Annotated in this window: 14 protein-coding genes; all 14 read left to right on the forward strand. The window is 32.9% G+C overall.

The window, feature by feature from the left end:
* Positions 1 to 9 precede the first annotated feature (9 nt).
* The 14 genes from GQ46_RS10055 to GQ46_RS10120 all read left to right on the forward strand — a co-directional run bounded on the left by GQ46_RS10055 (position 10) and on the right by GQ46_RS10120 (position 17,330).
* Complete coding sequence (locus GQ46_RS10055; protein WP_044401304.1) at positions 10 to 1,698, forward strand: hypothetical protein; 1,689 nt, start codon at positions 10 to 12, stop codon at positions 1,696 to 1,698.
* A 15-nt stretch (positions 1,699 to 1,713) separates the two neighbouring features.
* Positions 1,714 to 2,787 carry a hypothetical protein gene (locus GQ46_RS10060; RefSeq protein ID WP_044401306.1) on the forward strand — a complete coding sequence of 358 codons (1,074 nt, stop codon included), beginning with the start codon at positions 1,714 to 1,716 and terminating at the stop codon, positions 2,785 to 2,787.
* A 7-nt stretch (positions 2,788 to 2,794) separates the two neighbouring features.
* A complete protein-coding gene (rfbB, locus tag GQ46_RS10065) occupies positions 2,795 to 3,802 on the forward strand; it encodes a dTDP-glucose 4,6-dehydratase (RefSeq protein WP_044401309.1) in 1,008 nt (335 codons plus the stop codon).
* An 86-nt stretch (positions 3,803 to 3,888) separates the two neighbouring features.
* Positions 3,889 to 4,755 (forward strand): glucose-1-phosphate thymidylyltransferase RfbA, encoded by an 867-nt coding sequence (gene rfbA, locus GQ46_RS10070; RefSeq protein WP_044401312.1) that lies wholly within the window; start codon positions 3,889 to 3,891, stop codon positions 4,753 to 4,755.
* On the forward strand, positions 4,756 to 5,301 hold the full coding sequence (rfbC, locus tag GQ46_RS10075; protein ID WP_044401315.1) for a dTDP-4-dehydrorhamnose 3,5-epimerase: 546 nt from the start codon (positions 4,756 to 4,758) through the stop codon (positions 5,299 to 5,301).
* Positions 5,298 to 6,155, forward strand: coding sequence for a dTDP-4-dehydrorhamnose reductase (gene rfbD, locus GQ46_RS10080; RefSeq protein WP_044401318.1), 858 nt, complete (start codon positions 5,298 to 5,300; stop codon positions 6,153 to 6,155). Before rfbC ends, rfbD begins: the two co-directional genes overlap by 4 nt.
* 182 nt (positions 6,156 to 6,337) lie before the next feature.
* Complete coding sequence (gene wecB, locus GQ46_RS10085; RefSeq protein WP_044401321.1) at positions 6,338 to 7,462, forward strand: non-hydrolyzing UDP-N-acetylglucosamine 2-epimerase; 1,125 nt, start codon at positions 6,338 to 6,340, stop codon at positions 7,460 to 7,462.
* Between the two features lie 2 nt (positions 7,463 to 7,464).
* Positions 7,465 to 8,670: a UDP-N-acetyl-D-mannosamine dehydrogenase gene (gene wecC / locus GQ46_RS10090; RefSeq protein WP_044401323.1), complete on the forward strand. Its 1,206-nt coding sequence runs from the start codon at positions 7,465 to 7,467 to the stop codon at positions 8,668 to 8,670.
* A gap of 11 nt (positions 8,671 to 8,681) precedes the next feature.
* On the forward strand, positions 8,682 to 9,221 hold the full coding sequence (locus tag GQ46_RS10095) for a hypothetical protein (RefSeq protein ID WP_044401326.1): 540 nt from the start codon (positions 8,682 to 8,684) through the stop codon (positions 9,219 to 9,221).
* Between the two features lie 240 nt (positions 9,222 to 9,461).
* Positions 9,462 to 11,582 (forward strand): bi-domain-containing oxidoreductase, encoded by a 2,121-nt coding sequence (locus GQ46_RS10100; RefSeq protein WP_044401329.1) that lies wholly within the window; start codon positions 9,462 to 9,464, stop codon positions 11,580 to 11,582.
* A gap of 10 nt (positions 11,583 to 11,592) precedes the next feature.
* Complete coding sequence (locus GQ46_RS10105; protein ID WP_044401332.1) at positions 11,593 to 13,521, forward strand: alginate lyase family protein; 1,929 nt, start codon at positions 11,593 to 11,595, stop codon at positions 13,519 to 13,521.
* On the forward strand, positions 13,522 to 14,982 hold the full coding sequence (locus GQ46_RS10110; protein WP_044401335.1) for an oligosaccharide flippase family protein: 1,461 nt from the start codon (positions 13,522 to 13,524) through the stop codon (positions 14,980 to 14,982).
* Positions 14,983 to 14,984: 2 nt separating this feature from the next.
* The gene (locus tag GQ46_RS10115) at positions 14,985 to 16,091 is read left to right on the forward strand and encodes a glycosyltransferase (RefSeq protein WP_044401338.1); all 1,107 of its coding nucleotides are present in this window, start codon (positions 14,985 to 14,987) and stop codon (positions 16,089 to 16,091) included.
* Complete coding sequence (locus GQ46_RS10120) at positions 16,092 to 17,330, forward strand: O-antigen ligase (RefSeq protein WP_044401341.1); 1,239 nt, start codon at positions 16,092 to 16,094, stop codon at positions 17,328 to 17,330.
* Positions 17,331 to 17,400: the final 70 nt, after the last annotated feature.

The raw sequence follows: 17,400 nt of genomic DNA on the forward strand, positions 1-17,400 counted from the left end.
AAGGACTAAATGAGTAATATAAAACGACACGAAAGAACGCGAGCACAAGAGAGTTCAAATGCTATAGAAAGAATGTACATAACTATGCGACATCTTTTTAATCGTGGGTTTTATAAACCAATGGGAATTTCAGGGGAGACCTTACGTGAGGCTTTACTGGTTTTGCGCCCAGAGATTTATGGCTCTATTTCAGAAGAAAAAGCGGAGTTGGAAGGCTTGCTTTACGTTATTGATAGACTGCCAACGGGTATAGAGGAGTGTCGCTTTATTAACTTAACCAGCGATGAGGGTTATACAAACTCTCATTTTGAACCTATTATTCCTCCTAAGAGGAGACGTAATTGCTATCGTATTGATGAAGAGCAAATGAATATTGAAATTACGCGTGGGCGCTCAGAAATTTACGATATTTTAACACATTTAACGTTCCTATTTATTGAATCTCATAAAATTAGTAAACGCATTATTATAGATGAGAAAGGAACTACAACCCGCGATTGGTTGAAACTTGAAGATGCTGTTTTAAACAAAAACAAGCTTACACAAAAGGAACGCGAAATAGCGATTACGCATACCGCAAATATTTTAGGACGAACGTTTAAAGAATTATCAGAAGCCTATGTGCTCTTTGCCACGCCTAAACATCCAGAGCGGTTATTACAAATTATCTACTGGTTAGGAAAATTGGCCATTGATGAAATTATAAATAACAATAAGCGCACAGTCACTTTTAGTCCCGTATTGCGCGAAAGATTAGGCCATCACATTCACGGAGAAGTGTGGGCAGATAATATAAAGGAAGTACTACAAAAAAACAATTTATTAACCAGACCCATTCATATTATAAGTGCGAACCTACATAGTGTGATGAATACGTTATATGCGCCGCAAGCACTCAAAAATTTAGCAACGAAGAAAGACATTTTTCAAGTGTATGAAGCGCTTAGTAGTTCTGAAAATGCTGAAATGCGCAATAAAGTAACACAAAAAGCGTTACAGCAAGGCATGATTTTTGTTCCAGATACCTCTGGGACAAACATTGACGTTCAAATTTTTGACACAGAAAAACTGGATTTAAGTAAAACAGATTTAGGGCTTGACACCTCTAAAAAAGAAGTTGAGAAACCAGTTATTTTTGTTATGGATTATGCGTTTGGAGAGCAAGCGTATGAAACCATAGACGAACTGTTAAAGCCCTACGGGTCTAAAAACAATAAGATACACCTCAATATCGAATCTATTTCCATAATGGGAAAAGCAGGGATCTTAGAAGGAGGTAAAGGAGATATTATGATACCTTCTGCACATATTTTTGAAGGGACTGCAGATAATTACCCGTTTAAAAACGAATTAAGTAAAGCAGATTTAGAAGGGCAAGGTGTTGATATTTATGAAGGCACAATGGTTTCTGTGTTGGGAACATCACTTCAAAACAAAGATATTTTAAAGTTCTTTTTTAACTCTACATGGAACGTTATTGGACTCGAAATGGAAGGAGCACATTATCAAAAGGCCATACAAGCCGCTTCAAGAGTAAGAGGTAGCATTAATCCAGACGTAAAAGTGCGGTATGCGTATTATGCTAGTGATAATCCTTTAGAAACGGGAAGTACATTAGCCTCAGGTGGATTGGGAACGTCTGGCGTGAGACCAACTTATTTAATAACAAGAAAAATATTACAACAAATTTTTAGTTAAAAATTAACAAGACTTATGAGTAAAGAATTACCACCAAATAAAAACACAAATGAGGAAGTAGATTTAGTTGTGTTTTTTAATCTTATTGGAAACGCATTTTCTAAGTTGTTTAACTTTATAGCCTCTATATTTAAAGTGCTTTTTGATGCCTTCATCTTCATCTTATCCCACTTTTATAAACGAGTCATATGGTATTTAGGGGCTCTGGTTTTAGGTTTTGTCATTGGTGTTTATTTAGACAAAACATCTGAAAAACGTTATGGCGCCAACATGTTTATTGAAACCAATTATAACTCAGGGTTTCAGGTATATGAAAATATTAAAAATTTAAACGAATTAGCCGGTGTAGATAAAGACGCCATTGAGTTAGCAAGAGTATTAGGGCTTGATAGCAGTGATGCAGCTTCTCTTAAAGGGTTTTATATTCAACCAGAGAGAGATCCAAGTACTAGTATGAAAATGTTTATTGATTTTAAAAAGGAGTTGGATTCTACAGCGAGGAAAGAATTGGAATATGAGTCTTTTTTAGCAAGTGTTAGTAAATTTAATTTCAAAAATCATCAGATTGGAGTTGCCTCTACTAATAAAAAAATATATACTAAGTTAAATAAAACCCTACCTACTTTTTTATCAGAAAACCCCTATCTAATTAAATTAAAAGAAGTAGGTCAAGAGAATTTTAAAAGAGAAGAAGAAACCTTAGCGGCGCAACAAAACAAAATAGATTCTTTAGTTGAGGTGTATTTACAAATTAGATCCGATCAGTCAGGTAAACTAGGGACTCCAGGATCAGGGACTAATCTATATTTAGGAAATGCTCAAAAAAACGAATTACTAGTTGATGAGGCTAGCTTGTTAAAGACCAAATTAGAATTAGAAGAAGAGAGAAGAGCAGTCATTACTAATATGGTAAAGGGAGAGAATATTATATCTGTAATTTCTGATTTCCCTTCTTCTGGATATGATATGAGCGAATGGTATCAAGAAAAAAAAGTTCAAATACCGATACTAGCTATAGGCTTATTACTCTTTATATTCCTTTTTATAGGCTTGGGGAAATTTCTAAAAAAACGTGAGAAATCTAATTAACTTTTAAATGACTATACTTATAACAGGAGGACTTGGATTTATAGGATCAAATTTTATTCACTATTTCATCAATAAATATCCTGAGTATAACCTTATAAATTTAGATAATCTAACTTATGCAGGTGCGCTTTCTAATGTTGAGGATATTAAGAGTAATGTAAATTATACTTTTATAAAAGGAGATATATGCGATAGAAACTTAATAGAGAATTTATTCAATGAGTATAATTTTGATGGTGTTATTCATTTTGCAGCGGAGTCTCATGTAGATAATTCAATTAAAAACCCAGGGGCTTTTATCGACACCAACATTACAGGAACCTTCAATTTATTGGATGTGGCAAAAAACCATTGGATGTATGGCCCTAATGAATGTAAAAAAGGGTTTGAGCAGGCCAGATTTCATCACATATCTACAGATGAGGTGTATGGCACTTTAGGTGAAACAGGATTGTTTAGTGAAGACACGCCTTACGCACCTAATAGCCCATATAGCGCTTCAAAAGCAGCTTCAGATTTTATCGTTAGAAGTTATTTTCATACCTATGGAATGAACGTAGTCACAACAAATTGCTCTAACAATTATGGCCCGAAACAGCACGATGAAAAGCTTATTCCTACAATTATAAGAAAAGCTATTTCAGGAGAAGCAATTCCTATCTATGGCGATGGAACAAATATTAGAGACTGGTTATATGTATTAGACCATTGCAAAGGCATTGATTTAGTATTTAAAACAGGAAACTCGGGAGAAACTTATAACATTGGCGGTAGAAACGAAAGAAATAATCTTTATATTGTAGATGCCATCTGTTCTATTTTAGATGAATTGAAACCAGCTTCAGCATCCTATAAAGAACAAATAACCTTTGTGCAGGATAGGGCAGGGCATGATTTTAGGTACGCTATAGATGCTTCAAAAATTGAAAAGGAACTCGGTTGGAAAGCCGATGAAGACTTCGAATCAGGAATACGAAAAACCATCGATTGGTATTTAGAAAAATACAATAGTTAATAGGCCTTCCGAATCGAAAGTCTTTTCCTAAGGTAATTTCTAATTGGAAGCAACCTGTAACTAACAAAGAACAATAAACTATCCAGATGAAAGGAATCATATTAGCAGGAGGTTCAGGAACAAGATTACACCCATTAACAAAAGTGCTAAGTAAGCAGTTGATGCCTATTTATGATAAACCGATGATTTATTATCCATTATCTACGTTAATGCATGCCGGAATAAACGAAATATTAATCATTTCTACACCAGAACATTTACCGCTTTTTAAAGCACTATTAGGAGACGGAAGTCATCTAGGCTGTAACTTTCAATACGCTGTGCAGGAGGCGCCTAACGGGCTTGCAGAAGCCTTTATTATTGGGGCAGATTTTGTTGGTAAAGATAAGGTTGCACTAATTTTAGGCGACAATATTTTCTACGGTACAGGCTTGTCCGAGCTTTTAAAATCTAATAATGATCCAGAAGGAGGTATTGTTTATGCGTATCACGTAACGGATCCAGAGCGCTATGGTGTGGTCAATTTCGATAAGGATGGAAAAGCATTAGCTATTGAAGAAAAACCAGAAAAACCAAAATCAAATTACGCTGTGCCAGGGATTTATTTTTACGATAATTCTGTTATTGAAATAGCCAAAAACATCAAACCAAGCGATCGGGGTGAGCTCGAAATAACAGATGTTAATAAAGAATATTTAAAACAAGGCAGATTAAAAGTTTCTATATTAGATAAAGGAACGGCTTGGTTAGATACGGGCACCTTTAACTCACTCATGCAAGCCTCTCAGTTTGTGCAAGTTATTGAAGAGCGTCAAGGTTTAAAAATTGGCGCAATAGAAGAAGCCGCCTATAGTAGCGGTTTTGTTTCTAAAAAACAACTATTAGATTTGGCGACCCCACTACTTAAAAGCGGTTACGGGGAGCATTTAATTAGTTTAGTAAATCAAGAGTAAATGCAAGCAAAAGAAACAAGTCTTAAAGGCTGCTACATTTTGGAACCAACTATTTTTGGTGATGAAAGAGGCTACTTTTTTGAAAGTTATAATAAAAAGCGATTTGAATCACTTATCGGTGAAACAGTAAATTTTATCCAGGATAATGAGGCGTTTTCTAATAAAGGGGCGCTAAGGGGGCTTCATTTTCAAGAAGGTGAGCATGCACAAGCAAAATTAGTTAGAGTAACACAAGGAACAGTAATCGATGTTGCTGTAGATTTAAGACCCAAGTCGGAAACCTTCTTAAAACATATCGCCGTAGAATTATCTTCAGAAAATAAAAAGCAATTATTTGTCCCTAGAGGCTTTGCCCACGGGTATATTGTACTAAGTGAAACAGCAGTGTTTAATTATAAATGCGATAATGGCTACAATAAAGCATCAGAAAATGGGGTTATTTACGATGATAAAGACCTGAACATAGATTGGCAACTTAAGCCAGAACAACTTATTGTTTCAGAAAAAGATAAAGTACTTCCTACTATTAATGAATTGTTTAAATGAAAAGAGTTGTAGTCTTAGGAGCCAAAGGTCAATTAGGATTGTGCATACAAGAACTATCTAACGCGTATCCAGGGTTAGATTTTTTGTTTTTAGATAGTAAAGCATTGGATGTTTCAAGTGCCAAACAAGTAGAAACACTATTTAAAAGTACGCCGTTTGATTATTGCATCAATTGTGCTGCATACACTGCGGTTGATAAGGCAGAGGATGAAAAAGAATTAGCCTATAAAATTAATACGCTTGGTGTTAAATTTTTAGCGGAGTCTTGTAAAAAGCATCAGGTGACTTTAATACACATTTCAACAGACTTTGTTTTTGATGGAAAAAGTACGATGCCGTATAAGGAAGAGGATAAAGAAAACCCTTTAGGGGTGTACGGCGCGAGTAAACTCGCTGGAGAAAAAGAAATTGCTATACATTTAAAAAATTATTTCATTATTAGAACCTCATGGTTGTATTCAGTGCATGGTAGTAATTTCGTTAAAACCATGCTTAAATTAGCGAAAGGCAGAAAAGAACTGAGTATCGTAAATGACCAAAAAGGAACACCTACAAATGCACATGACTTGGCTGGCGTAATTTTAAAAATTATTAATTCGAATGCATCTTCCTATGGCGTTTATCATTACAGTAATTTAGGCCATGCTACTTGGTTTGAATTCGCTAAAGCCATATTTGAAATGACCCATACTAAAATTAAGGTTAACCCAGTAGACTCTAGTCAGTTTAGAACAAAAGCTGAGCGTCCAAAATATAGTATATTGGACAAAACAAAGATTATGAATACTTTCGGGATAGAAATTCCTGCTTGGGAAGAAAGTTTAGAGAAAATGGTTAAAGTGATGCAAGCTTAAAACACAATATTTCAGTTGTTTAACTCAAAAGCCTCATAATACAATTATTAGAGTATTGAACCGACTGAAAGTATAATTGGAATAACTTTATCCATCATTAAATTACGATTGTCCATTTAAAATACTACTTTTGCAACCGAAAAAAAGCACGATATTAATAGCATGCTTAGCCTCTATAAAAAATGAAAAAAAACCTTATTATATTCGGTACCAGACCAGAAGCTATAAAAATGGCACCATTGGTTAAGGAGTTTCTTAAAAGCAAAAATGAATTTGAAACTAAAGTTTGTATAACAGCTCAGCATAGAGAAATGTTAGATCAAGTATTGACGTTTTTTGAAATTAAACCAGATTACGATTTGGATTTAATGAAACCAAATCAAAACCTTTATTCGCTTACCGCAGATATTATAACAAATTTAAAACCAATTTTAGAGGAATTTAAACCAGACTATGTATACGTTCATGGTGATACAACCACGACAATGGCGGCAAGTATAGCTTCATTTTATTCTGGAGCAAAAGTGTGTCATGTCGAGGCAGGTTTAAGGACATTTAACAAACGGTCTCCGTTTCCAGAAGAAGTGAATAGAAGTATTGCTGGGAGCATATCAGATTACCACTTTGCTCCAACTACCACTTCAAAACAGAATTTACTAAACGAAAATATTTCAGAAGAAAACATTCTTGTTACTGGTAATACTGTTATCGATGCATTAGACTTTAGCTCAGGAAAAGTAACGTCAGCACTATACTCAGATAATGAGGTTGAAAAGCTAAAGAATATGGTTGATGATTCAAAAAAAATAATACTCGTTACTGGTCATAGACGTGAAAATCATGGGCAAGGATTTATTAATATTTGTAGTGCTTTAAAGGAGATAGCAGAAGAAAACAATAATGTTCAAATCATTTACCCAGTACATTTAAATCCAAATGTTCAAAAGCCAGTATATGAACTTTTAGCGGGTATTGAAAATGTAAAACTTATTGATCCATTGTCCTATCCTGCATTTGTATGGTTAATGAATAAATCGCATCTTATTATTACTGATAGTGGTGGTGTGCAAGAAGAAGCACCTAGTTTAGGGAAACCTGTTTTGGTAATGCGTGATACTACAGAAAGACCAGAAGCAGTTGATGCGGGAACGGTTTTTTTAGTAGGAACAGACAAAGATAAAATAGTAAAAGAAACAAATAATTTACTGAATAATGAATCTGCCTATTTAAAAATGAGCAAATTACATAATCCTTATGGAGATGGTACCGCTTGTCAGAAAATAGTAAGTTTCATTTCTAATTTATAAATATGAGTAATAAACCAAACGTTGTAATGGTGGGCTTAGGCTACATTGGTTTGCCTACAGCCGCATTGATAGCGAGTAGAAACATTAAAGTCACTGGTGTTGATATTCATCAACATGTAGTAGATACGATTAACAAGGGAGAAATTCACATTATTGAACCTGATTTAGACGGTTTAGTGCATCATGTGGTAAAAGACAAGTTTTTAACGGCGAGTACCACTCCTGTTGAAGCAGATGTGTACTTAATTGCGGTCCCGACACCCTTTAAGGGCGATCATGAACCCGATATATCTTATGTAGAATCTGCTACACGTGCTATTTTACCCACGCTTAAAGAAGGGGTCTTAGTTATTATAGAGTCAACCAGCCCAGTAGGTACCACTGAAAAAATGGAAGCGGTTATTTTTTCTGAAAGACCAGAACTTAAAGGAAAAATATTCATGGCCTACTGTCCAGAGCGTGTATTGCCTGGAAATGTTATATACGAGCTAGAGCATAACGATAGAGCTATTGGGGGAATTAATGAAGAATCAACAGAAAAAGCAGTTTGGTTTTACAAGCATTTTGTAAAAGGAGAATTACATAAAACCAATGCTAAAACTGCTGAAATGTGTAAATTAGTTGAAAACTCTTCAAGAGATGCGCAAATTGCTTTTGCTAATGAACTTTCTATGATTTGTGATGAAGCAGGAATAAATGTTTGGGAGCTAATAAGGTTAGCAAATAAACACCCTAGAGTTAATATATTACAACCGGGAACAGGTGTTGGTGGGCATTGTATTGCTGTAGATCCATGGTTTATAGTTAGTGAGTTTCCTGAGCAGGCTAAAATTATTCGTATTGCAAGAGAAATCAATAACTACAAAACAGAATGGGTTATTGAAAAAATTAAAAATACAGCTTTGCAATTTGAATTAGATAATGGTAAGAAGCCTAAAATTGCAGCCATGGGCTTAGCTTTTAAGCCAAATATAGACGACTTAAGAGAGTCTCCAGCACTAAATGTGGTTACAGCACTCCAAAATACGACTTTAAGTATTTTAGCGGTTGAACCAAATATTGAGTCGCATAAAACTTTAGAAATATTTTCTATAGATCAAGCACTAAATGACGCCGATATTATTGTTTACTTAGTTGCTCATGATCAATTTAAAACACTAAAGTCTAATAAATTAGTGTTAGATTTTTGTAACGTTACGAATCAATAAATTAAGGAAAAATGAAAAATATTTTATTATTAGTACTATTTATAGTGGTTATTTCATGTAAAAATGAAGCTAAACAGGAAACGGTTAATGAAGAGACCACTCCTATAGTTGAAGAAGCGACAGCCGCAATTTATCCTGCATTAGAAGGTGCTCCGTCGCAACTGAATTATATTTTTGAAAATGGCTTTGAGTTTGCAGAAGATATCAAAGTTAATTACATCGCATTACAGTCTAAAGGAGGAGATAACTATCAATTAATTTACGGTTTAAATGAAAAAACTAATCTGGAGCGTCTGGAAACATTAAAGGTCTCAGCAGTATTTTACGCAGAAAACCCAAAATTATTTAAAGAAAAATTATATCAAGACAGAAAATCAAGACAAATTCCTGCTCTTTGTAAGATTATGATATTGGACAACGAACCAGTAATTTCTCAAGAATTTACATTATTGCCAAAAAAGCATGAGCAAATAAAATTTTATTTTTATTCAGACAAAGGAGTAGAAAATGATAAAATGTTAACCATAAGAAATATCGACTTACCTAAATAAGTATCATTTTAAATGATTTTTTTCGAATCTTAATATTTTTGTAGTTACTAGACTTAGTATTAAAGGTTAAAATTCATTCGTTACAAATAAATGAATAAAGACGAACTCTTTTGTTTTAAATAAATCCAATTTTGTTGTCTAGACCAAAGCAAGGGTTAAAGGCTAAATAGATGTTTTGCATTTTGACGCACAATCACATGAAGTATTAGCAAAATATATAATAGAAAATTTAAATTAAGAATGTTACAAGCCATAATAAAAAAAGGAAAAGTAGTTGCAGAAGAAGTTTCGGCACCAATCTTATCTGCAGGAGAAGTTTTAATTAGTGTATCGCATAGTTGTATTTCGGCAGGAACAGAACTTAAAAGTGTTGGAAATAGTGGTGAGAATCTTTTAATAAGAGCCATTAAACAACCCGAAAACCTTAAAAAGGTCATTGCCATGGCAAAGGCTCAAGGCATTTCTAGAGCGTTCTCTAAAGTGCAGCAAAAAGTAAAGTATGGGACGCCAACAGGTTATTCAAATTCAGGTATTGTAATTGCTGTTGGCGAAGGTGTATCTAAGTTTCAAGTTGGCGATAAAGTAGCTGCTGCTGGAGCAGGTATTGCTAATCACGCAGAATTTGTGGTTGTGCCACAAAATTTAGTCATGAAAGTGCCAGAAGGTTTAGATTTAAAACTAGCATCAACGGTAACATTAGGCGGTATTGCCTTACAAGGTGTGCGTCGAGCAGATTTACGATTGGGAGAATATGCAGTAGTTATTGGCGCGGGGATCTTAGGTTTATTAACGGTTCAATATTTAAAAAACTCTGGCGTTCGTACTATTGTAACAGATATTAATGACGACAGATTAAAGATTGCCGAAGAACTTGGAGCCGATTTAATTATCAATCCCACAAAAGGGGATGTTGTAAAAACCATTACTAGTTTTACAGGTGGTTTTGGAGCAGATGCTGTAATTTTTACAGCAGCTACAGGAAGCAGTGAACCTTTATCTGAAGCTTTTAAAGCCTGTAAGAAAAAAGGACGGGTTATTTTAGTTGGTGTCTCTGGAATGGAAATTAAACGAGAAGACATTTACCAAAAAGAACTAGATTTCTTAGTGTCTACCTCTTATGGCCCTGGACGATACGATAGAAGTTATGAAGATAATGGTAACGACTATCCTTATGCTTATGTGCGTTGGACAGAAAACCGAAACATGACAGAGTATCTAAAGATGCTTCATGAAGGTAAGGTTAATTTACAACCACTAATAAGCAAAGTATATCCAATTGAAGAAGTAGAAGAAGCTTACGCATCTCTACAAAGCCTAGAAAAGCCAATTATTGTGTTATTGTCTTATGATACGACTACAGAAGTACCAACAGATAATAAAGTTGCAGTAAACACAAATTATACAAAACCAAATTCAGCGTTAAACGTTGCACTTGTTGGTGCAGGTAGTTTTGCGACTGCCATGCATTTGCCAAACATGCAAAAAATGAAAGACAAGTATGCTTTATATGCGGTAGTTAATAGAACGGGGCATAAAAGTAAAACGGTTGCTACTCATTTTGATGCAAAATATACAACCTCAGAGATTAACGATGTTTTAGTAGATGATAATGTAGATTTAGTTTTTGTTACTACGCAACACAAAGATCATGCTTCATTGGTTTTACAATCTTTACAAGCAGGAAAACATGTTTTTGTTGAAAAACCGTTAGCCACAACACAAGAAGATCTTGATAAAATTATTGCGTTTTATAATGATGAGAGCATTGCTAAAAAGCCAATGTTACTTACCGGTTTTAACAGACGTTTTAGTAAATACGCTCAAGAAATAAAAACACATACAGATACACGTACAAATCCATTATACGTTAGTTATAGAATTAATGCAGGTTTTAGACCAGCGACTGATGCTTTGCACGAACATGGTGGACGTGTTGTAGGCGAAGTATGTCACTTTATAGATTTGATTTCTTTTCTAACAGATTCTAGTATTGTTTCTGTTAGTGTTGAAAAACTCTCGCCAAAAAACAGTCAGATTAGAGCAGACGATAATGTCTCTGTTTTATTAAAATACAAGGATGGCTCGGTGGCTAACTTGCAATATTTTGCTGTTGGAAATAAAGGGTATCAAAAAGAGAATTTAGAAGTACATTATGATGAAAAAACCATTATTATGGATGATTTTACTAAGCTTACAGGTTACGGCGTAAAGGTAAAAGACATTAATTCTAAAACACCTGAAAAAGGACAATACGAAGAGTTGGTTCATTTTTATGATGCTATCGCCAATAATAAATGGGCTATAGATTTTGATAACATGGTAGAAACAACACAAGCTACTTTTTTGATTCAGGATAATTAATGTTCAAAAAATGAATATTGAAACAGTAGTATCTAAACCTATCCCAGTAGTATGGTATCGTTTTAAGCAATTATTAAAACTTAAATATTACTTTAAGACTCAGTTTTGGTCTAAGGTCGAAAAACAAATAGCGACTAAAGTGTCTAAAGGAACTGCTTTTAAAACTAAAAGCAATTTGTTTCATGACACTTTTAATGGTTATAACGAATTAACTTCAGTTTTAAACAACATTACATTAGATAAGGCTAATCGTATCTTAGAAGGTACAATTAGCGTTTTTGATGTAGACTATCAATTTACATTTCCATTACAATGGAATGTAGATTGGAGAGCTAATGAAACTTGGGAAAACAAGTATTTTAAGGGGTATCGTTTTTATAAACCCAATAAGGAAAAGGAATTCGATGTTAAATTTCCATGGGAATTATCTAGGCTTAGTTTTTTAATCACTGTTGCTAGAGCCTATTTAATAAATAATGATGCCAAGTATTTAGCGTTTGTAAACACCACTTTGCAAGACTGGAAAACCAAAAACCCAATGGCACATTCTGTAAATTGGTATCCCATGGAAGTTGCTGTGCGTACAGTAAACTTAATACAATTACGAGAGTTATTATTACTTAGCCCAGAAACAGATAAGACCATTAATTTGTTAAATGAAGTATTGTTACTTCAAGGCGTTTTTTTATGGCGAACTGTTGAATACACTGATGTTCGTGGTAACCACTACGCTGCAAACGTAACAGCACTTTTATTATTAGGGAAAGTGTTTAAAGGGTTTTATAAAGAAGCAAAGGAATGGTATCATTATGCCATTTCTAAAACCGAAAAAGAGTTTCATTTACAGTTTTTAAAAGATGGTGTAAATTTCGAAAAATCAATACCGTATCACAGATTAGTTGTAGAGTTGTTTTTTATTTCGTTTTTAGTAATGAAACGAACAGGTGTTAAATTAGAAACAGAAACACTAACTATTTTTAAAAGTGCGAATAGTTTTATTAAAAGCATAACAAAACCCAATTTAGAAACGCCAATTATTGGCGATAATGATAGTGCTTCGGTATTTCAAAATGATAACTTGTCTTTAAACAATCATTCAAACATGCTACAATTGGCAAGTTTGTTTTTAGAAGATGAACGTTTAAATATTTCAAATGAGGCATATCATTCTTCAATGGAATGCTTCGGAATTAACAGCATTACTTCATCAACAAAAAACGTAGCATTTCAGCTAAATTACTTTGAAAAAGGCGGCTTTATTTCAGCTAAAACCAAATCAGATTATTTTATAGCGGATTATGGTGAAGTTGGTATGAATGGAAAAGGGGGTCATGGGCATAACGATTTGTTTAGTTTTGAACTAATGCTTGATGGACAGGATATTATAGTAGATCCTGGTTGCTACACGTATACTGGAAATTTAGATCTTAAAAGCGAGATGAAATCGTCATCGTATCATAATGGTTTAGTTGTAGACAATGAAGAAATTGCACCACAAATTGGTGAATGGGGCATTAGTAACATGGCTGAGCCGCAAAAAGTTAGTTGTGATGAAAACGAAAATTCTACTACAATTTCGGGAGAGCACAATGGCTACCAAAGATTAGAAAGCCCAGTAAAACACAAACGCACGTTTACTATTGCAAAAGATTTTAATGAGATACTTTGTGAAGACGAGGTGTTTTGTAACTCCAAACATGAAATCACTAGAAGTCTGCATTTCGCTGCCCATGTTAATCTTACTGTTCAAAATAAAAGTATAGTTGTAAAAGTAGAGAAGAAGCAATATCTTATTACATTTGACCCAGAGACTGAAGTAGCTCTTGATGATTATTATTTAAGCCCTAATTATGGTTCCAAAGTAATAGCAAAGAGGGCTGTTTTAAAAACAAAAGTCACTAATAATATTGTGCTCTACTTCAACATAACAAATGAATAAATGAACAAACTAAGTCGTGACTTATTTTTTAGTACTGCATTTTCAGTATTAAACGTGTTGTTTAATATGTGGCTCATAAAAGAGGCAGAGTTCATGCTTAGCGCAGTAGCGCTAGGTGTTTTTTTACTAATGCGTAGGGTTAGTGCAACATTCACCAATTTAAGTCAGTTAGGTACTTCGCAAGCTATTATTCGATTTGTAAGCGTAAACAAAAACAATTTAGAAAAAAAGAAAGTTTATTTCTTGATTTCATTTTTAGGTTGGTTTGTAAGTGTTCTCATTTTAATTGGGCTTTATTATTTTCTGGGAGAATATCTTGGAAATATTACTTATAACGAAAATGAAAACAGCAAAATGTATATGCAATTAACCTTGTGGTATATCGCTGTTTTACATTTAAGTTATTTAGTTCAGCCGTATTTTTTAACACAGCGGAAAATAATTACTTATAATTTGATAAGTACATTAAATGCCAGTGTTATTCTACTTTTTGTATTCTATTATTTTTCTAAAAAACCAAATTTAGAATCTATTTTATATAGTGCATTATTTGTGATGTCTGTATTACAAATAGTGCTTATGCTATATATTATTGTTAAATTAAAACTTTATAAGATACCATCAATAAAGGAACTAAAACAAGAATGGAAACCATTTTATACCTATAGTATTCCTCGGGCGCTAATTACATTTTCAGACATGTTTTTACTTACCATTGGATCCCTATTAATCTCTAAAGAGAATACAGTAATTGCCTCCTTTCTTATTGCTTTAGTTTTAGCAAGAATGGTTTTAGTAGTTTTACAACCAGTTTCTAAATTATCATCTGTAATCATTGGAAATGATAATGTCATTAAAAAACAGCAACAAGCTATTAATTTGATGACTGGCGCAATTGTTTACCTTACTTTGTTATTTGTGGTCCTATTATCTACTTGGTTAGATGTTTTACTGAGGTATTGGTTAACAAATCCAGAAACGATAACTGACGTATTATACGCCTTTGGCTTTATTGCTTTTGGACTCATACCTTATGCGTTTTTTCAAGGCTTAAAAGGCATTATCGAAATTAAATATTTTAAACCATATAATTTATACTCCTTAGTGCTTGCAATAGCATTACATGTGATATTATTTTTAGTGTTGAGACGCTATTATGACACCTTATTGTCCTTATCCATTTCTTTGGCTATAGCCTTTGTTTCTTTGGGAATAACAACTGTTATTTGGTGCCGAAAAGATTTTTTTGGGAATCAATATTTTAGATTCGAAATCCTAATCCTTCTAGGTGTTTTTCTATTTATAGCGAATTACATCGCCAACCAATATTTTAATAATTTAATTGGTTTTGTATTATGTAGTTTGCTTTCTGCAATTCTATACGCTGCAGTGCTATTTAAAGCTAAGCCTTTATTTATAAAAGAGGCAATTAATGTCTTATTAAAACGAAAGATCACTTAAAAATGAACATATTATTCTTTATCTCACACCAGCCAAATCCACGGTTTATTAAACAAATAAACTATTTGGCAAAGAACAATACCGTGACGTTATTATTTTTTAAACGGAAAACTCTAGCCAATTTAAACGAGTCTATAGACCGTAACGTGGTCATTCATGATTTAGGTGAAATCCCCAATGCATCGCGGCCCATCAAGCGAATAGGGGTTTATTTAAAAACCATTAAAAAACTGAAACAACTCTTTAAAGTAACTAATTTTGAAGTGCTTTTGATTAATAATATAGATGTGTTGTTATTATATAACGCCGCGACTATTTTTAAGAAAAAAACCGCAAAAGTAACCATTGAAATTTCGGACTTACGCGAATTTGTTTTTAGCGAAACCGCATCAGCAAAACGCATGAGAAGTTTAGAAAAAAGATTGTATAATAAGTATATAGATAAACTGATAGTAACTTCAAAAAAGTATTATGAGTATCACTTTAGTACGTTTTTTAATAAGGAGGTTTTTGTATTAGAAAACAAATTGTTATCAAAAGAAATTAAAGTAAATAAAATAACTGAACCTATAAAAAACAAAATAACGATCATAGGAATAGTAGGTTTATTATTAAGGAAAAATGAATATATAAAACTCTTTGAAACTTATAAAAACAGCGAAACGGTAGCTATTCATATTCATGGAAAAGGACAACACCAAAACATAGTTGAAGATTATGCTTTGAAATATGATAACATAACTTATTTTGGCCCTTATAATGCGTTTACAGATGCTGAAAAGATATATAAGTCACTAGATATTATTTATTTGGTGTATGATACGGATCAAGTCTCGTTAAATAATAAGTTAGCACTACCTAATAAGTTATACGAATGTATGTATTATAAAGTGCCCTTAATATGCAGTAAGGACACATACTTAGCCGAATTGGTAGAAAAAGATAACATAGGAGTAGCAATTAATTATAAAGAAGAAAATGCTATTGAAGAGGCTGTCTCACAATTGGTAGATAATAAAGATATTAAAGAGGCGTTTACAGCTTTACCTAAAGATGCTTACTTGGGAGATAATGATTATATAGCAATGGAAGTCTTTTTAGGGAAATAAATGACAGCAATTAGAGCTAAATATAAAGACTATTTTAAAGATGTTGACCTAGTTTTTCTTTTGTTAATTGGAGTGCTGTGTACATTTCCATTAGAGAAATGGAATCCAAAATTTATTTTAGGTTTATTTATAGCACAGTTATTTTTAGTGTTTAAAAAGCGCGAGTTTAGGTTAAAAACTACCCCTTTTTTTTGGATGTTAATGGCTCTTTTTAGTCTCAACTTTTTTGGGCTTTTTTATACTGAAAATTTAGACAAAGGATTTGCCGTTATTACAAGGCAAATTAGTTTAGTATTGTTCCCTATTTTTTATGCTAGCTATAACATAAATAGAGTGAAATTGTTATTTAAAACATATTGCATTTCTATTTTTATTTTTCTAGTCGTATTTGAAGCTTACACAGTATACCGTTTTTTCTATCAGAGTGCTATCTTTCCTTTAGACCTAGAGTTGTTTTTATCCTTTAGATATACAGGGGCAGAATTAACAAAATTAATAGACATACATAATGCCTATTTGGGCATTTATATAATAATGTCTAATATTTTAATTGTTTCTTTTTTAAAAACCACAAAAAAGAATTATCACAGTATTTTACTGTTACTATTAATTGTTTTTCAATCCTTATTCTTAATGCAAATGGTTGCTAAAACAGCCATAATACTAAATGGTTTAATAATAATTCCCTCATTAGTTTATTTGTTAATTCTTCAAAAAAGAATTAAGATGTTAGTTTTTTTTGCTACAATAGTTATGGGTCTTGGCTACTTTACGATAACCAAGTTTGATCTGCCTTTAAATAGAATCTTAGATCGCGTAGAGGAGTTAAGTAATTCTAACCAGAAAGAAAGAGAAACAAGACCGATAATATGGAAATCGGCCTTGCCATTAATTAAAAACAATATTGTTATTGGACTGGGAACAGGTGACGCAAACAATGTTTTAATTAGCAAGTATAAAAGTGAAGGTCTTAAAACAAATACTAATGTGCATAATCAATATTTAGATTACTTGTTGCGCTTTGGTGTAGTGGGCTTATTAATCTTTTTAGGTGTGTTTAGTTACGCGCTATACCAATCGGTTAAACTAAATAATTATGTATACTTTTGTTTTTTAACACTAATTTTAGGCAGTTGTTTTACAGAGAATATATTAAGTAGACAATGGGGGGTTACTTTTTTCGCGACCTTTAACTATTTACTCTACCTTACAGCAACAAAAACCATTAAATGGGAATAACATATATACTAATATTTATTTTATTTTTACATATTTATCTATTTAGAAAGCTCATTTTTAAATGGAATGT

Origin of the sequence: Lacinutrix sp. Hel_I_90 (assembly GCF_000934685.1) — a bacterium.
Taxonomy (GTDB): domain Bacteria; phylum Bacteroidota; class Bacteroidia; order Flavobacteriales; family Flavobacteriaceae; genus Lacinutrix.